Origin of the sequence: Sporosarcina ureae (assembly GCF_002082015.1) — a bacterium.
In the GTDB taxonomy this organism is placed as follows: Bacteria; Bacillota; Bacilli; order Bacillales_A; family Planococcaceae; genus Sporosarcina; species Sporosarcina ureae_A.
In genome coordinates, this window is record NZ_CP015109.1 from 1,923,978 (window position 1) to 1,944,804 (window position 20,827).

A 20,827-nucleotide genomic window follows, 5' to 3' on the forward strand; every position below is an offset into this window, starting at 1 on the left:
GTTCACCGTATCATAACAAAATGAGGTTTTAATTTAACCACTTAAATGGCAGACCTTTTTTAAGGTTAGACCCACATTGCACTGACGGTCATGACAATCTGAGTTTTCAAAGAACAAAACATAAGCTTTTTTTTCGTTAAGAGAACTCGGATAAACAATACCGTTAATATTAGTGTTATTATATTTAAAGACATGCCTAAAGTATTCTGTAACAATTTGTGTGGGCACATAGTCCACATGTTCTCTACCATCTTTTGCTACTGGCTTTGTAAAGTCGTTTAAAAAATTATAAAAGAACTTTACTACCGAACGTTTTTTACGCTCATCTTCATCGAAAATACTAGGTAAACTTGGCAAAGATGTTAAATCTAATAATATTAATTTTTCGTTATTAACAAATTCACCAATACTCGCTACTACATTCTTGCCAGGTCTATATTCCACTTCCAGTAAAGCCGTTTCTTTGCTGTCTGCGCCATAAAACATCGGTATCCCAGCCGGACTCATTCTATTTGAGCTTTTCGCATACTCTTTTGCTGGTGTCCCAATTTCTTTTGCTCTATGAAATAACTCACCCTCTGATGATATACGAGCCCTAAAAAACTTGCTTGACGATACTTTTTTAAGCAGATTTAATTCCTCAACAAAACTAGCTATAATATCCAAAATCTCATGTGGAACTGCTCGCTTCTTTTCGTCATCTAAACGATAGGAACTATTTAAAAATAGATAACGTATGCTATGTTTTACTTGCTCAGAAAAATCGTTCCATGTGTAAAATAGCTCTTCGTCTTCCGTTGAACCATAAGGGTCAACTTTACACCACATTGTATCCATTAATGCACTCCTAATATCTTCAAACAAACTGTCAGGGTTTATACCTACTTCACCATATAAGACATTTTCAGTGAAATCCCATCCATCATATATTTCGACCCCTAGATATCCACCTTCTCCTGAATCATAGCCTACCCCTTCATCGTCAGGGTTTCCCCACTCATATTTAATACCTGTCATTATAAACTCCATTATTAAATCAATATCAGCAGCTAAGGTATCCTCGTCTTCCGCGCCACAATAATCACATTTATCAGCAGATGCGTTCTCTTCTATATAACGCTGAATATATATGTCTGAAACACATTCAGAACAAACAAATTTATTTCCAAGCGTACTAAAACCGAGCTCATTTTCTTTTATCAGAAGATTTTTGTGATAACCCAATGTTTAACACTCTCCTTTAAAACATCTTATAACTATCTTAACTATATAAAGGGGATTTATTCCACCCGTTTATAACCTCTTACAAAAAACCTCATTCACTTATGATAAGATTCATCACTATGCAGCTAAGTGCAGTAAACTTTTAACTTTAACTGAGATAATCATAAGGTTTGGAAACTATTACTGATTTAACATCCCTTTATTTACAAATTCTATTATTTCAATTACCTCATCCGGATTTGTGTCGAACCACTCTGAGCCGGGAGACTTTTCAATTTGCTTTCCTCTCACTTTTAAGATTGAATGTAACATTGTTTCCAATAACGAAGCATCATCAGTTTTAACAATGTATTCAATAGTCGGAGTTTCCGGTAATGCAGTCGATGCTTGAGCAAGTATTCGAATTATCGGGTCACTATCTGTTCTTCCGATCTTACAAGGCCATGTTCGTTTGTTCTGTAATAATGCAAGTTTTTTATAACCATCGTAATAATAAAAATACACCGCCGAAATACCATTTCCATACACAGCATGTGCAGGGATTCTTTCCACTTGAGTTACTTCCTCTTCTTCTTTTTCTTTTATAACCGGTGAATTCTCTTTATTTACATCCCAGAATCCACGTGCTCTATTTTCTACCCAACCCTTTTTGGACATATTTTCAAGAGCCCTTTTTACTGATCTTGGAAAATCTTTAGCCTCAGGGGGTAATCCACCATTTGCTTCATGATAACTTAGCACTTTATTTACTATTTCATCTCTTTTAATAGTCTTTCCATTAAACAACTCAATTATTAAAGTTTCAATGATTGCGGGTGTTAGGGGTAATTTGCTGTACCTATAACTTTCCACTTATTCTTCTCTCCTCTCTAAATTAGTTTTTTTAAAAAAACCGTACTTACTTATGATAAGGCTCCCCCTTAATAATCCGAAACCCACGATAAATCTGTTCCACCAACACCAACTTCATCAACTGATGTGGAAACGTCATCTTGGAAAATGACAACTTCTCATTTGAACGCTGTAATACACTACTATGTAAGCCGAGTGATCCACCAATTACAAAGACAATCTTGCTTTTACCATACGTCATCAACGAATCGATACTAGCTGCAAATTCCTCAGAAGTTTTCATTTTCCCGTCGATTGCTAGTGCAATGACATGCGCGTCTGGTGCAATTTTCGCCAGAATTCGATCAGCTTCTTTCTTTTTAACGATTTCCATGTCAGCTTCGCTTAGTGTTTCAGGTGCTTTTTCGTCCGCCACTTCGATTAACTGCATTTTTGCATAGCTACTTAGACGTTTTGTATACTCTTCTATTCCTTGTTTCAAATACTTCTCTTTTAACTTACCCACGGTGACAATTGATATATTCACAGTTTATCCACTCGCCCTCTAATTGTTATACACAGTACTTATGCACATATCCACAATCTTATCTACATATTGTGTCCGATTATCCGTTCTCTACTACATGTGAATTTCACTGATTATTATACCATACGAATGTGGATAACTATTTACTTGTTTCACAATTTAAATAATATAATCCTTTTTCCATAAAAAATGAAAATGCTTCAACCTATTGGCCTGTAAGGGATTAACACTTGTCATCTTTGTGTTATTTATTATTTTTTAAACATATTATTTTGCACAATATTATACACATTATTTTGATTTTATCCACAATTGGATAACTTCATAAAAAAATCAGGCACCGTAGCGCATTTTCGCTCGATGCCTGATGTGGACTGAAAGTTGCTCAGTATGTGGACAATTTTTATTCTCTTAGAATGTATTGCCGTCCTTCAATACCATTTCCAAGTCCAGTTTCTTTCCATCTCGATAGACTGTAATTTTTAACGGATCGCCAATTTCTTTTTTATTATACAAATACTTACGTAGACTGACCATATCTGTCACTTTCTCTTCATCCAGCTGAACGATTGTATCATACTTCTTCATGCCTGCTGCTACCGCGGATGAATTCGGTATGACATCCGTTACAACGACACCTTCCGTTACTTCTTCAGGCAAGTTTAACGTCTGTTGCTGTTGCTGAATAGGAATTTGTCGAAGATCAAGTAACGATACGCCCATCGTCGGACGATTTACTTGTCCTGTTTCTTCTAAGTGTTCAATAATTGGTAATGCAATATTGATTGGAATAGCCAATCCGATGCCCTCTACTGTTGCTTCAGAAATCTTCATGGAATTAATCCCGATCAATTGACCCGCCATGTTGATTAATGCACCACCTGAGTTCCCAGGATTGATCGCTGCATCTGTCTGCAAGACGTCTGCCTGCCAATCAATGTTTCCATCTTTGTTTAGATCCATTGGAATAGAGCGGTCTTTACCTGAAATTACACCAACTGTAACAGAACCTGCAAAGCCAAGACCTAATGGGTTACCGATTGCAATAACTGATTCCCCACGTTTTAGCGCATCTGAATCACCGAATTCTACCACTGTATCCACATGTTCTGAATCAATTTCGACTACAGCCAGGTCTGTCCATAGATCACTGCCGATTAACTTTCCTTCAACCTTCGTTCCATCATCAAAACTGACTTCGAGTTGTTCGGAATTTTCCACGACATGGTGATTGGTGACGATATATGCTTTGTCACCTTCTTTTTTATACAGAACACCAGAACCCGAGCCTGCTTCTTGAGTAGACGTTGTGGAGGACCAGAAGTCTTGGACTGTCTGGATATTTGTGATACCAACGACGGCATTTGCAACATCACCTACCACATCCGTAATTTCGCTTGAGATGTCCATTGATACTTGGGCGTGTTCCGAGTTGGTTTTGACTTCATTTGTTTTAGACGTTGCAACATCGGTAGTACTTGATGAGTCAGTTGCATACATCATGACCAAAAATACGATGACCCCACCTACTAATACTCCTAGTAAAGCAGGCCAAAAACCACCTCTACGTTTTGGTTTGCGTGTCGTTTCTACCGGCGGAATTGGCTGTTGCCACTCCATTTCTTCTTTTCTTTCTTCTCTTCTTTCATCATCCATTCGCATTTCCTCCTTATCAGAAAGTAATCCTACATGTACTGTACCCCAATAACTCTTTGAAAATGCAAAAAGCCTCACTAATTTAGCAAGGCTTTTCGCAAGTACTTCAGACTAGCACAAGTTCTGTAGATTCTGATGCATCCGTATCATGCAAATGAACAAATTCTCCTGCACGAATACCGCAATCTTCGAGGGTTTGTGCTACGCTCATGCGCGCCAAGTCTTTCATATTATTATCTAAGCTAAGATGGGCTAAATAAATATGCGCTTCTTTTTGAGCTACAACTTCACTCATTGCGACCGCTGCATCTTCATTTGATACGTGGCCCACGTCACTTAGTATACGGCGTTTGATAGACCATGGATAACGTCCCATCTGTAGCATGCTGACGTCGTGATTGCTTTCGAATACAAAGCTATCAGCACCTCGGATATGACCTTTCATACGGTCACTGACGTATCCTGTGTCCGTAATGATTGCCAGTTTACGGTCACCTTCATTGAACGTATAGAACATTGGGTCCGCTGCGTCATGGGATACAGCAAATGACTGGATATCCAGTGAGCCAAATGTTTTCACCGTTTCCATGTCAAAGTGGAAACGCTGATCAACAGGAATATCTCCTACCAGTCCGTCCATTGCCTGCCATGTTTTGGCATTGGCATAGATGGGTGTTTTATACTTCCGGGCCAGTACGCCGATTCCTTTAATATGATCACTGTGTTCATGTGTGACGAATATGCCGTCAATTTGTTTCATCGAGCGATCGATCGATCCGAGTAAACCTTCAATTTTCTTACCGCTCATGCCGGCATCTACAAGAAAAGCATGCTCATCTGTCTCTATATATAGCGAGTTGCCTGTACTGCCACTCGCCAAAATGCTAAATCGCATGTGGAAAACTCCTATTCTGTTGACTCTTCTACTATTTCCGATTGGAACTCGATGACTTTTCCTTCAATCGCATTGATAAAGTAATGCTCTATTGTTCCATCCTCCAATTTTACCTGAACATTCCACGTTGGTGCAAATACTTGAGTTTCCGTCAACTGAACAAGTGTCGAATAACCTGATTTTACTTGCATAACAGTGGAACCAGGTTGCAGATAACCACGTGTAACAAGTGAAGAGACTGCGTCGTTCTGCGACAGTAAGTCTTTCTTATGATTAAAGCTTAAGAATTCATCGAGCATACTTTGTTCGTAATGCGTAACTTCTCCATCCTCGTTCCAGTGCAAGGTGAGCATGGCGTTGGGGCTGTGGAAAATAGTTTCGTTCTTTACCCGTTGAAAGAATACGGCACTCTGCTCTTCTTCATCCACATCCCAAAGCACGTAATCTTCACCATTGAGCACATATTTTTTCAAGAACTCATCAAATTCATACTCGTCCTGATCATCCCTTACCTTTACAGGCTTTTTCATTCGGGATAGTAATAATGATTTTTCAATCATTTCAAATGTTTGATTACTTAATTCTTCTAATTTGTCATAAGAAAAGGTGGCAATATGGGCTGACAAATACGATACGTCTTTTTTGGTGAAAGAAATAGGCTCATACGTAATATTCTCTAATGCCAATGTTTCCTCCACGGATGTTTTCCCAAGAATCTGCATGTTTCCGACACCCATTTGCCTATCTAAATAAAGCCAATACAAGAAGACATTTAGAATGGAAAAGACGACAATAAAGATCGTTTTGGTTCTATTCCAATCCAATCTTGCCACCTCCTTGTAATTCTTCTGGAGCGAAGCGTAACCAGTTACCTTTGATAAGGTAATACCAGCAAGGTTGCAAAATAATCAATTTGCGTTCTATATCACGATTCATATAATACCCCGGAGTGATTTCTTCTATCGAATCGAAGTCTAGCTCTTCTGATTCACGTAAAGCCTCCGCCACTTCCACTCCCGAAGGCAAAGTTTCTTGTACAGATTTAATGTTCACATCCAATGTGTAATATGGGCGTATATATTTGAATACGCGCTGATTTCCCCACGTCTCCGTGATTTCGCTAGTACCTGATTGATCACTAAAGACGGGCAAGCCATCGACATATAGTTGGAACCGAACATAACGGGAAATTGGATTCATATAAGCGTAGCGGTACTCATCTGTCCATCCGCCATGCTCATTGATAAAATCAATAGTATTTAACAACAGTTCTGAAGGTATCGCTATCTCCTGACTTTCCATTGCAGGCATGACATAATTCAACCGCTTAATCTCGGTATCGACATTCATGAAAGCATGGTCGTCTCCATATTCCTCATGCGTTGAATCGATTAGATTACGTCGTACCGCATTCGGATCACTGAACAATGCATCACGAAAACGCAATGGATTGACCTCTTCCTGATAATACGTATTACGCATAACAGTTATAGGGTTTTTTGGTACGGCAAGAAATGATGCATTGCCACGATCTATTTCCGCATATTCATCGAATGACTGACCGATATCCACTACGTTGCGCAAGAAACTTGTTTTATTCGGTAGTGTCACTTGCATCTGGTAGTGTAAGCCGCTCATTTCGCTCAGTAAGTGAATGACTGGCGCTTGCGTAGATTGCCCCCAGTCAATGACTAGACGATTAAAAGTGGCTTCAGGAATATTGACGTCATCGACTAGTAATACATTGTCATAGACGAGTATGGGTACTTCGCCCGTGAAGTAAAATGTCATTTGACTTGGTTGCCGTAAGAGTTTAGCAATATCAAACTTATTCATGTCTTGACTTACTAAATGTAGATCAGATAAATCCCACGTATTCATTTCTGTCAGAATCTTGTCGATCTTTTCAGTATCTGTAGAACCCAGTACTTGCTCTTTTAAAATAGTAATCATTTTATACGGCTTAATAATTTCATCAATTGCTTTCTTTTCAGAAATGGAAATATCAACAGTCTGTAGTTGTTCCATTGGTTCATAATTCGGCGAATAGTTCCATACCGCTAATGTGAAGAGCACACTCAACGAGACGAGTAACAACAGTACGATGGATTTAATTGTTTCAATATATTTCAATCCCATTCACCGTCCTCTTGTTGTTCAAATGGTAGCTTGAAGAAGATTGTCGTTCCTGTTCCTTCCTCACTTTGTGCCCATATCTCCCCTTTATGCGCTACGATCATTTCTTTAGCGATTGCAAGTCCTAGGCCGGTCCCACCGAGGGCACGAGAACGGGCTCTGTCTGCACGATAGAAACGGTCGAATATTCGATTGACATTAGATTTAGGAATACCCATTCCATCATCGGATATCATTACCTTAATATAATCGCCTGAGACTGTTACACCGAAACGGATTTCTCCACCATCTGGTGAATACTTTAAGGCGTTAGAAATGATATTATCTAGTACTTGCGTTAGTTTGTCGGTATCGATCTCCACGAATAGACTGCTTGAATATAAATTTCGAGTAAAACGTACATTTTGCGACTTCGAAAATTCAAATCGCTCAATAACCGCATTGAAGAATCGGTTAAATTCTACCCATTCTTTATTCAATTCATATTCCTTACTGTCCATACGTGAAAGTTTCAGTAAGTCGTTCACGAGACGAATCATTCGCTCCGTTTCATTTTGCGTCACATGCAAGAAATTTGGAGCAATTTCTTCATTGCGCCAAGCCCCTTCTGCCAACGCATCGAGATAACTGCGCATCGTAGTGAGCGGTGTACGCAATTCATGCGAAACATTCGACACGAATTCACGACGTTCCATATCAATCTTTTCTTGTTCCGTATTATCATGTAGTACCACAATCAGGCCGTTTACGAAGCCTGTTTCACGTTGCGTGACGGATATTGTAGCACGTAAAATATATGCTTGATCTTCTGTACTGAAGTCTAGAGGTATCGATTCTTTCATTTGGATTAGTTCTTCAAACGTATACTCATCATCTATACCCAGAATACTGGCGATAGGTCGATTAATGACGAGGTCATTCGTTACACCGAGCATTTGAAGGGCAGAGTCGTTAATTAGGCTAACTCGTCCTTTTCGATCGGTCGAAATGACACCGTCCGTCATATTTTCTAGAACCGAGGCTAACTTTCGCCTTTCACTTTCCGTAGTGGACTGGGATTCTTGCAGCTGGTTGGTTAAGTGGTTGAATGCAATGGCCAACTGACCCATCTCATCCGATCCGTACACTTTAACCTTTCGGGTGAAGTTTCCTTTTGCCATCGCTTGTGCTTGTCGCCGCATATCTGAAATGGGCCGGGTAAATGCCCTGGCAATGAAAATCCCAACTATTATTGTAATGGTCAGGGAGACAGCCGCGGCTCCCGCCAATATTCGATTGATTTCTTCAATTTGTTGGAATACAGATTCAATATTCGCTTCTACATAAAGCGATCCTATAATTTCATTACCATTAAAAATTGGTTTGGCTAAGGATAGTACACGATTATGAGATTGCGGATCAATCATCACAACGTCTTTCATCGCCTCTGACGTAATAGACTTCCGCACATTATCATTGGTCGAATGCTGACCTACCCTCATCTGATTGTCAAATGAGGATGTCGCCAGAATACGATATTTAGAATTTATAACTCGTATTTCAATAATGTCGTCTGAAGTGAATTCGAACAAGACATTTTTTAAGCTTTGTTCTAGCGTGGGATCACTATCTTTACGTTTTTTTATAATTTCTTCCCGCACACTGAACTCGACTAAATTCATTCGGTCTACAATCGAATTCGTAAAGTTATCTTTTAGTGTTTGTTCCAGTTCACGAGCAAAATACAGCCCAATAATCTGCATAGACACAAGTATAAGCAAGACATAGATCAAGACAAATTTGACTTGAATTGACCGGAAAAACCCAACCTTATGCATAGTGGCCTACTCCTGTTCCGGATCGCGCAAATAATAGCCTACGCCACGTCTTGTAACGATCCAGCTCGGATGACTCGGCGTGTCTTCAATCTTTTCACGAAGGCGTCGAATCGTGACATCGACTGTTCGTACATCACCAAAATAATCATAGCCCCATACAGTTTGCAGTAAATGTTCACGTGTCATCACCTGACCGATATGTTTTGCTAAGTAGTACAGTAGCTCAAATTCACGATGCGTCAGTTCAATCGTAACTCCACGTTTTTGAACATAGTAGGCATCGGGTTGGATGACAAGTTGTCCGACTGTAATATCATTCGTTTCTTCTTCCTGATCTTCCGCTATAGTTCTCGCGTGACGACGCAGATTAGCTTTGACTCGAGCAATTAGTTCTCTTGTGCCAAATGGCTTCGTAACGTAATCATCTGCGCCTAGTTCAAGCCCTAACACCTTATCAATTTCTGAATCCTTCGCTGTCAGCATGATAATAGGGAAATCATATTTTTTTCGTACTTCTCGACAGACTTCCATGCCATCGCGTTTAGGAAGCATGATATCAAGAAGCATGATGTCCGGCTGAATTTCTTCTACGCGATTGATCGCGTCTTCACCGTCGTATGCGCAAAAGACGTTGAAACCCTCCTTTTTCAAATTAAATTCTATGATGTCTGCGATGGGTTTCTCATCGTCTACAATAAATACAGTTTTATTTTGCATGTTTTGTTCCTTTCTCACCATAATTGGCGATCATATTTTTAAGCTATATTCTGGTTCCACGACAAGATTCGGCAATGTGAATTTGCGTGGTATATTAAACGCTATTCTATCTTTTCTATGGTTTCAGCCTAATTCTAAGGCTCAAATATAGTATTCCATATCTTCTAACTCTATCATGATTTGTGCAAAATCGCACTTTTTCAGGTAAAGATCGCTTGCTTGGAACTATGAAAAAACAGCGCGTCCTCTTCTACAATTATAGAAGAAAGGCGCGCTGTTTTATTCGTAAGACGGAGGTGATTCGTGCTGGCTCCAGTCAATATTGAGGAACTTGTTGTATTCCTTTGCAAATGCCAAGGTCACGGTACCGGTTGGGCCGTTACGTTGCTTGGCAATAATGATTTCAATCATGTTTTGCATTTCCGTTTCTTTGTCATAGTAGTCTTCCCGGTAGAGGAAAGAGACGATATCGGCGTCTTGCTCAATACTTCCTGATTCCCGGAGGTCGGACATCATAGGGCGCTTATCTTGTCGTTGCTCTACGCCCCGTGAAAGCTGGGATAGTGCGATGACTGGTATTTTCAATTCACGCGCCAAAGCTTTCAGTGAACGAGAAATCTCAGATACCTCTTGCTGACGGTTATCACTACCCCGACCGCTTCCCATGATCAGTTGCAAATAGTCGATCATGATCATACCAAGACCATGTTCCTGTTGTAGTCGTCTGCATTTTGAACGGATTTCATTGATACGGATACCTGGACTGTCATCAATGAATATTCCCGCATTTGATAACGAGCCCATTGCCATCGTCAGCTTGCGCCAATCGTCTGCTTCAAGATTCCCTGTACGTAACACTTGCGCATCAATATTTCCTTCCGCACAGAGCATACGCATAACAAGCTGTTCCGCGCCCATCTCGAGACTAAAAATCGCAACATTTTCATCTGTCTTCGTTGCCACGTTCTGCGCTACGTTCAACGCAAACGCGGTTTTACCGACGGAAGGACGAGCTGCCACAATAATCAAGTCATTACGTTGGAAGCCTGCTGTGATCTGGTCCAAGTCACGGAACCCGGTAGGTATGCCTGTTACATCACCTTTACGTGTATGCAATAATTCGATATTGTCATACGTCTCCACTAGTACATCTTTAATATGACGGAAGTCACCAGCGTTTTTCCTATTGGATACTTCCATCATTTTTTTTTCGGCTTCCCCAAGCAAGGCTTCTACTTCGTCTTCTCGTGTGTAGCCGTCTTCTACAATGTCAGTTGCAACGCGAATCAGTCTGCGCAATAAAGCCTTTTCTTCTACGATATTTGCGTAATAAACAATGTTTGCAGCAGTCGGAACCGCGTTGGCAAGCTCTGTAATATACGAAATACCCCCGACGTCTTCAAGCTCATTTTTCACTTTGAGCTCTTCGGCGATAGTTACCAAATCGACTGGCTGACCTCTGTCATTCAGTACGAGCATGGTTTCGAAAATCTTTTTATGTGCGATCCGATAAAAGTCTTCCGGCAACAATATTTCAGAAGCGGTAATCAGTGCCTGCGGTTCTAAAAATATTGCACCAAGGACTGACTGCTCTGCTTCGTTGTTATGCGGAGGTGTGCGCTCGATCATCTGGTTCAAGCTATTATCTCCTTATCATTCTTCTGTAACATGCACTTTAAGTGTAGCTGTTACATCAGGGTGTAATTTGATCGGAACATTTGTAAAACCAAGAGCACGGATTGGCTCAGGTAATTCCATTTTGCGACGGTCTACTTTAATTTTATTTTGCTTTTCTAGCGCTTGTCCAATTTGCTTCGACGTGATAGAACCAAAGAGACGACCGTCCTCGCCAGTTTTCGCCTGTAGCTCTACAGTCAACTTTTCAACTTGCTCTTTTAATTCTTTAGCCTCTGCCAATTCCGCAGCTGCATCTTTCTTCTGGCGTTCCTTCTGGCCTTGCAACTTACTTAAATTACCTGGAGTTGCTTCAACTGCTACATTATTTTTCAGTAAATAGTTTTGTGCATATCCAGTTGAAACCTCTTTCACTTCACCTTTTTTGCCTTTTCCTTTGACGTCCTTTAAAAAAATAACTTTCATTCTTCATTTCCCCTCTCTACGTATTGTTCTAATACATCCTTTAACATAGTGATGGCTTCATCCATCGTTTCTACATTTAACTGGCAAGCAGAATTCGTTAAATGACCGCCACCGCCCAACTCTTCCATAACGACCTGTACATTTAATTCACCTAATGAGCGGGCGCTAATACCAATTTTTCCATCATCACGTCTTGCGACCACGAATGAAGCGGAAATACCTTGCATCGTCAGTAGAATATCGGCTGTCTGCGCGATCAGTACAGAGCTGTGTACGACTTCATCCTGTCCTCTCGCAATTGCAATATCACCATTGCCCACAAATTCTACGGTCTCAATTAGTTTTGAACGTTCAATATATGTCGAAATATCTTCTTTCAACAAACGCTGTACTAGCACGGTATCTGCGCCATTCGTTCGCAAATAGGAAGCGGCTTCGAATGTACGAGAACCTGTCCTGAGTGTAAAGCTTTTCGTGTCCACTACGATACCTGCTAGCATCGCCGTTGATTCCAGCATGGTCAACTTCTCATTCTTTGGCTGATACTCCAGCAATTCTGTCACCAGTTCCGCTGTAGAAGATGCATATGGTTCCATATATACGAGCACAGTATTATTAATAAACTCTTCTCCTCGTCTGTGATGGTCAATTAACACAACCTTGGGTGCCTTGTCCAGTACGCGCTCATCTATAACCATACTCGGCTTATGCGTATCAACAATCACGACCAATGAACGTTCAGTCATTAACTCCAGTGCTTCTTCAGGCATCAGCATGTGATCATATAATATTTCATCTTGCTGCACCTCATCCATCAGACGGCTGACACTAGCGTCGAGCTGATCAAAGTTAACGACAACATAGCCTTCAACGCCATTCATCCTTGCCATTTTACGTACGCCAATCGACGCGCCAATCGCATCCATGTCGGGCATTTTATGACCCATGACAAACACGCGGTCACTATCTTGAATTAAATCACGAAGCGCGTGTGAAATGACTCGTGCACGCACCCGTGTACGTTTTTCAACGGGATTTGTCTTACCACCATAGAATTTCAGCTTCCCATCATGGTGTTTGATTGCTACCTGATCACCGCCACGTCCGAGAACTAAGTCCAAGCTCGACTGTGCCAGCTCACCAAGCTCTGTAAGCGACGTAGTACCTGTCCCTACCCCAATACTCAATGTAAGTGATACGCTATGTTTAGATGTGTTCTCGCGAATCGTATCGAGCAATGCAAATTTAGTCTTTTCTAATAGTGCTAGTGTACCTTCATTGAAAACGGCCAAGAAGCGCTCAGAAGATATTCGTTTCACGAAGATCCCATACTCATCTGCCCATTGATTAACCAATGAAGTCACAACGGAGTTCATCTGGCTTCTCGTCTGATCGTCCATTGTCTGGGACAGTTCATCGTAGTTATCGACCAATAAAATACCGATTGTCGTTCGATCAGCATAATAAAGAGATTGCATCTTCATACGTTCTGTTACGTCAAATAGATAGATCAATTTCTCTTCCGGTTTATAGTACACGCGGTACGAGCGATCATTCAATACGATGACATCTTGCTCACTGTCTTCTCTAATTACTTGACGAAATGTTTCATTTATTTCGTAGAGCTGTGACCCGATCCATGTCTTGTCGGGATAAATAGAGTTTATAAATGGATTGACCCATTCAATTAATTGCTTTTCATTCAGCAAGATAATCCCAATGGGTAATTCCAGTAACGCTTCTTCTCCTACCCTTTTCATTCGGTAAGATAAGGTTTCAATATACTTCTGTGTTTCCAAGTAGTTATCATTCTCTACTTTCCAAGCAATACCTAACGCAGCCGCATAAGCGACGGCAAAAAGCAGCCCAACCCAAAAGTTCAATAGCATTAGTAGTACGGAACCTACTGCTCCAAGTAGGGACAAGAATGCCAATGGAATCCGGATCTTTCGTTTTTTATAAAATAAATTCAATGTCTCATCTCCTACGCTCTCTTGTCTTTATCTATCCATGTACGAATGTTAATGGCGATATCCAAAACACCCAGCATGACGGTGAAGGGACTGAGGAACATGGCGAATAATGTAGCTAGCACGTTGACGATCACGGGAAGCTTCATCTTGCGCAATGCATAGTAAATTAACGCCAAACCTTGTAAGAAGAATAAGAATCTAAAGATGAGAATGGCATTTGCCTCCATTAGATAGAACGTCGTTCCCTGTTCTGGCTGCGATAAAATAGAAATCAACAGCAACGCCAGATAGGCTACTACCGTCGCAAACGGAAGACGCATAGTAAGGAAGGAAGCAAACTTAGGAACTTCAAAACGCAAACGTGTTGCAACCGCCAAAATGGGCATAACAAACAGGTAGGCTGTTACAAAAACAGATAAGATGAACAGGGAAGGCACAATGGTTTGGTAATACGTAAATGCCTCTGCCACGGTTCGTTCTATTTCCTTCGTTGAATTTCCCATACCTGATAAAATCACAAGTGCTTCTTGCTGTATAGCAGAAAATTGTTGCATCAACTGTTCAATCGGGTTCATTTTCATGAACCACACAGTACCAAGATACAATAGACTTAATGAAATGAGCAATGTGACGCCGGTCGCCATGTATACATAAAGTTTCGTCTTGCCAGTTCGCACAGTATCACCAATAACGAATCCAACTGCACTCAATACAACCGCTGCAGGAATGGATAGCAAACCGCCAATCAATAATGTGATAAGCCATGTACACATCGCAACCATCAATGTAGAGATCCGGTCATAACGCAAACGATAAATTGTAATGGGTAGTGGAACGAGTAACAATGTCAATAAGCCGAGTAATGGTACATACAAAGTCATTGCCAGTAAGATGGCGAAGAGTGCTACCATCATCGCACCGTACGTAATTCTACTTGCTTGATCTTGCATATCTACGCCTCAATTCATTCACTGCTTCTTTTGCCGCCTATCGTTAAGTAGGAGACAAAGTGGTATATTCCTTAATTCATATAAAGCTACAATCATCCTTCTAATTGTATCATGATTCGACGTGAAATCAAAAATACAGGCAGTTACAATTACAGTAAATTGGGTAGGCAACAAGCCCACATACAACAAGTTTTCGATACAAATAAAAAACCGCCACTGACTGAGTAATTCAGTCAGTGGCGGTTTATATATTACCGCTCTTCAGATACGAACGGAAGAAGTGCCATGATGCGTGCACGTTTGATTGCAACCGTCAATTTACGTTGGTATTTAGCGCTTGTACCCGTAACTCGACGAGGCAACATCTTTCCGCGCTCAGAGATAAACTTCTTCAACAAATCTACATCTTTATAGTCGATGTGTGTAATGTGGTTAGAAGTAAAATAGCAAACCTTACGGCGTTTGCGACCTCCACGACGTGGTGCCATAATTGTTGTCCTCCTTCCTATTTATGTATCGAGTGAACCGTTCTATCAGAATGGCAAGTCGTCATCTGTTACTTCAATCGGACCGCCGCCTGGCTGGAATGGATCATTATCGACACGTGTCATATTTTGCTGATTCGGTTGGTAGGATTGCTGGTTATTGTATCCTTGTCCTTGGTTTTGAGAAGGTGCATTATAAGAAGGTGCTCCACCACCATACGATGGTGATTGCTGACGTTCTGTATTAGCACTTCTTGGTTCCAGGAATTGAGTACTATCCGCAACAACTTCTGTCGTGTAAACACGCTTACCGTCTTGGCCTTCGAAACTGCCCGTCTGTATACGACCATCTACTCCGGCTAGACTTCCTTTTCGTAAGTAATTCGCGATATTCTCAGCCTGTTTACGCCAAGCTACACACGTGATGAAATCCGCTTCCCGTTCTCCCTGGGCATTCGCGAACGCGCGGTTCACTGCCAGTGTAAAACGTGTAACAGCAATTCCAGTCTGTGTATATTTCAGCTCAGGATCTTTTGTTAATCGGCCAACTAAAACGACACGGTTTATCATTCAGAATCAAACCTCCCTCATCATAGATTTAATAAGTTTTATATCAGATTACGCATCTAAACGAATTGTCATATGACGAATGATACCTTCGTTGATGTTCGCTAGACGTGTAAATTCATCGATTGCTTCAGCACCAGCGTTAGCAGTTACTAATTGGTAGTAACCTTCACGTAAGTCGTCGATTTCGTAAGCAAGACGACGCTTGCCCCACTCTTTCGACTCGATGATTTCCGCTCCGTTTGAAGTTAAGACAGTATCAAAGCGTTCAATCAACGCTTTTTTCGCGTCCTCTTCAAGAGTTGGGCGCATAATGTACATAATTTCGTACTTTCTCATCAATAGTCACCTCCTTATGGACTTGGGCCCTACTTTTACAAGTGGGCAAGGAGTAAGTAAATTTAATATTACTCACATCAGTACATACTATCACAACATAATTGGAATATCAACCTTCAATATACTATACTGAATGAATTAAGGAGTGATCCCACATGGAAGAACAACAGCCTGTAATCGTAGAGCTAGATTTACAGAAAATAGCGAAGCAAAGTCTATGACTTACCTTCTTACCGCTCATAGTACTTTTGATAATTCGTAGTCTGTTACAAGGCGGCCTACATCTGTCATTTTCGGTGTGGTATGTTGTCTATGCTTTGGTTGGATATATTTTACTGATTGTTATACATGAGTTTTTTCACTTGCTTGGTTTCCGTATTTTTTGCCATGTTCCGTGGAAGAACGTGGCGTATGGCGTCAATTTAAAGATGGGTGTTGCGTATGCTACCGCAGATCAATTGATGGACAATAAAGGTATTCGCAAAGCATTGTTGCTACCCTTTTGGATGACGGGTGTGTTGCCCGCTGTCCTTGCATTGTATTTTAATGACGGTGTGCTGTTGCTGTTAGGCGCTATGCTGATTGGCGGAGCGGCTGGGGATTTTGCTATGTATAAGGAGTTAAAGAAGTTTCCGGATCATGCCATGGTGAAGGATGATCCCGAGTTGCCGAAGTTGTATGTTTATCCTGTTGAATGAAGTCTAGAAGCTAGCGATTGTGTTGGGTGGGAATTTGCGATTAAATATAGAACGCAAATTTGATGATCGTTCATACGCAATCCCCTCGTACTCACCAATTATAATGATCTACTACATCTCTACGTGGATCTTGTCTCAACTAACTTCAAAATAAGAAAAGACTGATTCTCTCGAGGAGAATCAGTCTTTTCGAATTATACGTTGAAACGGAATAGCATGACGTCGCCGTCTTTAACGATGTATTCTTTACCTTCCAAACGCACTTTGCCGGCTTCTTTTGCCGCTGTCATGGAACCCTGTTCGACCAAGTCATCGTATGCTACCGTCTCTGCACGGATGAATCCGCGTTCGAAGTCGGTATGGATTACTCCAGCACATTGTGGTGCCTTCATACCTTTGCGGAACGTCCATGCACGAACCTCTTGGACGCCTGCTGTGAAGTATGTAGCAAATCCAAGTAAATTGTACGTTGCTTTAATCAGCTGATCCAAACCGGACTCTTTAATGCCCAGCTCCTCAAGGAACATTTCTTTCTCCTCATCTTCAAGCTCAGCCATCTCTTCTTCAATCTTCGCACAAACTACAATTACTTCTGCATTGTCCTTCTCTGCGAAATCACGAACTTGTTGTACGTAGGGGTTATTATCTGCATCTGCAATTTCATCTTCTGAAACATTTGCTACATATAACATTGGCTTGATTGTCAGTAAGTGCATACCTTTGACGACTTGAAGCTCATCATCTGTCAATTCAACGGAACGTGCTGCCATTGCATTTTCAAATGCATCACGTAATTTTAGTAGAACAGGCTCTTCCACCATAGCTTCCTTGTCTTTTTGTTTCGCCATTTTGGAAACGCGTGCTAAGCGCTTATCTACGCTTTCCATATCCGCGAGAATCAATTCTAGATTAATGACTTCAATATCATCTATTGGACTTACTTTTCCTGCTACATGCGTGATGTTTTCGTCCTCGAAACAACGAACTACCTGACAAATTGCATCTACTTCGCGAATATGTGAAAGGAATTTGTTCCCGAGTCCTTCACCTTTACTTGCCCCTTCAACGATTCCTGCAATATCCGTAAATTCAAATGCAGTAGGTACCGTCTTCTTCGGTGTGACAAGCTCAGTCAATTTATCTAAGCGCTCATCTGGCACCTCAACAATTCCTACGTTCGGATCAATTGTACAGAACGGATAGTTCGCCGCCTCTGCTCCTGCTTTTGTTATTGCATTAAATAAAGTGGATTTCCCCACGTTAGGAAGACCTACAATCCCAGCTGTTAACGCCATTATTCCCACACCTTTCTTATCTATCCAAAGCTTACATTATTCGTTAGTCAACCACTTCATTATAAGGACTACACAGTAGATTGTCCATTTGTTCTCAAGACTCGTTCTTCAGTAGAACCTTTTTCATCTTCTTAGCAAACTCATTGCGCGGAATCATGACACTATGCCCACAGCCTTCACATTTAATTCGAATATCTGCGCCCATTCGTATGATTTTCCAAGCATTTGTGCCGCAAGGGTGCTGTTTTTTCATCTCCACTACGTCATGCAAGTTAAACTCTTTGTCCGCCATCCTGTGAATCTCCTTCCTTATGTTCTTCACGTATTACCATTCGTGGGTAAGGCATTTCGATCCCATTCAAATCCATGAATTTCTTTAAATCCTGTCGAAGTTTACGACCTACATTAAAATTAGCAACCGGTTCCGTTTCAGCGGCAATACGTAGCAAGATTCTTGACGGTTCTATACTTTGTACGCCCAACACTTCAGGTATTCCAATAACTTCTGAATAACGTTCTTTTGGTAACTTTCTAAGGAATTCCTTGATTAATTCCTCTGCGTGATCAATATCCGTTTCATACGATAACGCGAGATCAAGTAAAACCATAGAATTCGTAACAGAGTAATTGACAACCTCACCTATTTGACCGTTAGGCACTGTATATAACTCGCCACCATATAATGCAATTTTCGTCGTGCGAAGCCCGATTTCCATGACGGTTCCTTCACCTGAATTAATACGCACATAATCGCCAACACCAAACTGATCTTCGAAAATGATGAAAAATCCAGATATAACGTCCTTCACTAAACTCTGAGCACCGAAACCGACAGCAAGACCTAGCACACCTGCACCTGCAAGAAGGCCTTTTACGTCTATTGAAAACTCCGTCAAAACAGCCAATATTGCGGAGAAATAGACAATGTATTTCAATGCATTTTCTAATAGCTTAATCATAGTTCTCTCACGTCGTTCTGTTTTACGCATCGGACTTTTCAACTTAATAGCAAAAAATCGGCGAATCAACGTTTGCCCGATTTTGACGACGATACCTGCTACGGCAATAATTAATATGATGCGAATAGCAAAGAACCCAGTGCTAAGCCAAAAATCCACGTCAAATAGAGTGTCTTTTACTTGTTGAATTGCTTTTTCTAGACCTTTTAGGTTTTCTTTCACTTCTTCTTTTGTAGCAGAAGTTGATGCCATGGAAAGAAATCCTCCTTTCGTATAAACCCTTACCCCTCAGGACATACTGCACAACAATACGTGCACAGAATATACTTTAGCGTAAATATATCACAAAGGACTGGTGTCACCTATGTATACAGCTGAACCCTCTTCTTATCATTACCGTATTTCCAGTAAAGAAACCGGTGTTGTGTGGAAATTAAGTTCTTATTTTATGCAACATATTCCGTTTAAACAACAACCCATTATTTTTTATTGCATCGGAACCGATCGTTCTACTGGTGACTCACTCGGGCCTTTGACAGGCTCCTACTTATCGGAACTAAGTCTATTTCCTTATACAGTAGTCGGCACGTTACAAGACCCGCTACACGCCTTAAATCTACAGCAACGTATGGAGCTCACAAAGTCATTATATCCTGATGCATTTGTAGTGGCGATCGATGCCTGCCTAAGTAAGAAGGATGCAGTTGGTGACCTATTGTTTCATAGCGGTCCCATTGCACCAGGGAAAGCAGTAGGTAAAGAACTCCCCTTGGTTGGTGATGTATCTGTCAAAGGAATCGTCAATGTTGGTGGTTTCATGGAGCAAGCTGTTTTACAAAGCACGCGTCTTCATCTGCCGTTTGAAATGAGTCGTATGATTGGCCGAGCTTTACAATTAGCACATCATCGTCAGCCTTCAAAAAGCATATACAATCGTTACGATGACCCCAACTACCGCAATACCTGGAATGAAATTAGCTACCCGAATTTTCGTCAAGCCGATTAAATTTAACCCAATTGCTGCAATCATTAAGCCGCCTGTAGCTGTCATTTCAGAAATGAATAACTGCATTAATTCGTCAGGGACAAATCGACTGAGGAAGGTGGCAAGAAAGGTTATACTCCCTTGATAAATTAATAGGGGAATCGCTGCAAATGCTACGCCAATACCTAATGCGGAACTGAAGATGATGGAAGTGAATCCATCTAATATTCCTTTCATTATTAAAACACTGTGATCATTACGTAGACCACTATCAATAGCCCCGATAATTGCCATGGACCCTACGCAAAAAAACAATGTGGCCGTGACGAACCCTTGTGCAATTCCCGGCCCTTCTTTTTTAGCTGGTAACTTTCTTTCAATCCATTGCCCTAATTGATTAACCTTTTGATCGAGATCGATCCATTCACCGAGGATTGCGCCTACCACGATACTAAGAATAACAATGACAATTTGTGTTGTTTCAAACGTCATTTGCAAACCAATTGCTACTACAGCCATTCCAATTCCATACATGATGGTTTCTTTCATTCGTTCCGGTATCCCATATAAAAACCTTCCGATTAACGTACCGATTATAATCGTCAGTACGTTAAACAGTGAACCAAATAATATCATGTAGTCACGTCCATGTT

At 40.9% G+C, this 20,827-nt stretch carries 22 protein-coding genes; 2 read left to right on the forward strand and 20 right to left on the reverse strand.

The features are described 5' to 3' along the window. Positions 1 to 33 precede the first annotated feature (33 nt). From SporoP17a_RS09535 to rpsF, 16 genes are all read right to left on the reverse strand, one after another. A complete protein-coding gene (locus SporoP17a_RS09535) occupies positions 34 to 1,224 on the reverse strand; it encodes a HEPN-associated N-terminal domain-containing protein (RefSeq protein ID WP_083034441.1) in 1,191 nt (396 codons plus the stop codon). Between the two features lie 180 nt (positions 1,225 to 1,404). Beyond that, complete coding sequence (locus tag SporoP17a_RS09540; RefSeq protein WP_083034442.1) at positions 1,405 to 2,076, reverse strand: GIY-YIG nuclease family protein; 672 nt, start codon at positions 2,074 to 2,076, stop codon at positions 1,405 to 1,407. A gap of 46 nt (positions 2,077 to 2,122) precedes the next feature. Then, entirely contained in the window at positions 2,123 to 2,602 is a 480-nt protein-coding gene (gene rlmH / locus SporoP17a_RS09545) for a 23S rRNA (pseudouridine(1915)-N(3))-methyltransferase RlmH (protein ID WP_083034443.1), read from the reverse strand. 411 nt (positions 2,603 to 3,013) lie between these two features. Next, positions 3,014 to 4,258 carry a S1C family serine protease gene (locus SporoP17a_RS09550; protein ID WP_083034444.1) on the reverse strand — a complete coding sequence of 415 codons (1,245 nt, stop codon included), beginning with the start codon at positions 4,256 to 4,258 and terminating at the stop codon, positions 3,014 to 3,016. 106 nt (positions 4,259 to 4,364) lie between these two features. Beyond that, entirely contained in the window at positions 4,365 to 5,153 is a 789-nt protein-coding gene (locus SporoP17a_RS09555) for an MBL fold metallo-hydrolase (protein ID WP_083034445.1), read from the reverse strand. Between the two features lie 11 nt (positions 5,154 to 5,164). Then, positions 5,165 to 5,977 carry a two-component system regulatory protein YycI gene (locus SporoP17a_RS09560; RefSeq protein ID WP_083034446.1) on the reverse strand — a complete coding sequence of 271 codons (813 nt, stop codon included), beginning with the start codon at positions 5,975 to 5,977 and terminating at the stop codon, positions 5,165 to 5,167. After that, positions 5,964 to 7,292, reverse strand: coding sequence for a YycH family regulatory protein (locus tag SporoP17a_RS09565; protein ID WP_083034447.1), 1,329 nt, complete (start codon positions 7,290 to 7,292; stop codon positions 5,964 to 5,966). The genes SporoP17a_RS09560 and SporoP17a_RS09565 overlap by 14 nt, the downstream gene beginning before the upstream one ends. Next, positions 7,283 to 9,106 carry a cell wall metabolism sensor histidine kinase WalK gene (gene walK, locus SporoP17a_RS09570; RefSeq protein ID WP_083034448.1) on the reverse strand — a complete coding sequence of 608 codons (1,824 nt, stop codon included), beginning with the start codon at positions 9,104 to 9,106 and terminating at the stop codon, positions 7,283 to 7,285. Before walK ends, SporoP17a_RS09565 begins: the two co-directional genes overlap by 10 nt. 6 nt (positions 9,107 to 9,112) lie before the next feature. Beyond that, a complete protein-coding gene (gene yycF / locus SporoP17a_RS09575; RefSeq protein ID WP_029054365.1) occupies positions 9,113 to 9,823 on the reverse strand; it encodes a response regulator YycF in 711 nt (236 codons plus the stop codon). A 279-nt stretch (positions 9,824 to 10,102) separates the two neighbouring features. Continuing rightward, positions 10,103 to 11,452, reverse strand: coding sequence for a replicative DNA helicase (gene dnaB, locus SporoP17a_RS09580; protein WP_369802822.1), 1,350 nt, complete (start codon positions 11,450 to 11,452; stop codon positions 10,103 to 10,105). Positions 11,453 to 11,476: 24 nt separating this feature from the next. Further along, a complete protein-coding gene (rplI, locus tag SporoP17a_RS09585) occupies positions 11,477 to 11,923 on the reverse strand; it encodes a 50S ribosomal protein L9 (protein WP_029054367.1) in 447 nt (148 codons plus the stop codon). Next, positions 11,920 to 13,896 carry a DHH family phosphoesterase gene (locus tag SporoP17a_RS09590; protein ID WP_156890556.1) on the reverse strand — a complete coding sequence of 659 codons (1,977 nt, stop codon included), beginning with the start codon at positions 13,894 to 13,896 and terminating at the stop codon, positions 11,920 to 11,922. Before SporoP17a_RS09590 ends, rplI begins: the two co-directional genes overlap by 4 nt. Before the next feature lie 11 nt (positions 13,897 to 13,907). Beyond that, positions 13,908 to 14,846, reverse strand: a complete 939-nt coding sequence (locus SporoP17a_RS09595; protein ID WP_083034450.1) for a DUF2232 domain-containing protein — start codon at positions 14,844 to 14,846, stop codon at positions 13,908 to 13,910. Between the two features lie 251 nt (positions 14,847 to 15,097). Continuing rightward, on the reverse strand, positions 15,098 to 15,334 hold the full coding sequence (gene rpsR / locus SporoP17a_RS09600) for a 30S ribosomal protein S18 (RefSeq protein ID WP_029054370.1): 237 nt from the start codon (positions 15,332 to 15,334) through the stop codon (positions 15,098 to 15,100). A gap of 45 nt (positions 15,335 to 15,379) precedes the next feature. Next, entirely contained in the window at positions 15,380 to 15,901 is a 522-nt protein-coding gene (gene ssb, locus SporoP17a_RS09605; RefSeq protein WP_083034451.1) for a single-stranded DNA-binding protein, read from the reverse strand. A gap of 48 nt (positions 15,902 to 15,949) precedes the next feature. Next, positions 15,950 to 16,237, reverse strand: a complete 288-nt coding sequence (gene rpsF / locus SporoP17a_RS09610; RefSeq protein WP_083034452.1) for a 30S ribosomal protein S6 — start codon at positions 16,235 to 16,237, stop codon at positions 15,950 to 15,952. Positions 16,238 to 16,554: 317 nt separating this feature from the next. Between rpsF and SporoP17a_RS09615 the strand changes: the two genes are divergently transcribed. Then, a complete protein-coding gene (locus tag SporoP17a_RS09615; protein ID WP_237262305.1) occupies positions 16,555 to 16,935 on the forward strand; it encodes a DUF3267 domain-containing protein in 381 nt (126 codons plus the stop codon). A 194-nt stretch (positions 16,936 to 17,129) separates the two neighbouring features. Here SporoP17a_RS09615 and ychF read toward each other — a convergent pair whose 3' ends face one another. The 3 genes from ychF to SporoP17a_RS09630 form a co-directional block, all read right to left on the reverse strand. Beyond that, the gene (ychF, locus tag SporoP17a_RS09620) at positions 17,130 to 18,230 is read right to left on the reverse strand and encodes a redox-regulated ATPase YchF (RefSeq protein ID WP_083034453.1); all 1,101 of its coding nucleotides are present in this window, start codon (positions 18,228 to 18,230) and stop codon (positions 17,130 to 17,132) included. 94 nt (positions 18,231 to 18,324) lie between these two features. Beyond that, positions 18,325 to 18,522, reverse strand: a complete 198-nt coding sequence (locus tag SporoP17a_RS09625; protein ID WP_083034454.1) for a DUF951 domain-containing protein — start codon at positions 18,520 to 18,522, stop codon at positions 18,325 to 18,327. Next, positions 18,503 to 19,441, reverse strand: coding sequence for a mechanosensitive ion channel family protein (locus SporoP17a_RS09630; RefSeq protein ID WP_083034455.1), 939 nt, complete (start codon positions 19,439 to 19,441; stop codon positions 18,503 to 18,505). Before SporoP17a_RS09630 ends, SporoP17a_RS09625 begins: the two co-directional genes overlap by 20 nt. A 112-nt stretch (positions 19,442 to 19,553) precedes the next feature. On the opposite strand from SporoP17a_RS09630, the gene yyaC reads away from it, so the two are divergent. After that, complete coding sequence (yyaC, locus tag SporoP17a_RS09635) at positions 19,554 to 20,195, forward strand: spore protease YyaC (RefSeq protein ID WP_083034456.1); 642 nt, start codon at positions 19,554 to 19,556, stop codon at positions 20,193 to 20,195. Here the strand turns inward: yyaC and SporoP17a_RS09640 are convergent. Further along, a complete protein-coding gene (locus SporoP17a_RS09640) occupies positions 20,106 to 20,810 on the reverse strand; it encodes a DUF554 domain-containing protein (RefSeq protein ID WP_083034457.1) in 705 nt (234 codons plus the stop codon). The genes yyaC and SporoP17a_RS09640 overlap by 90 nt on opposite strands. Positions 20,811 to 20,827: the final 17 nt, after the last annotated feature.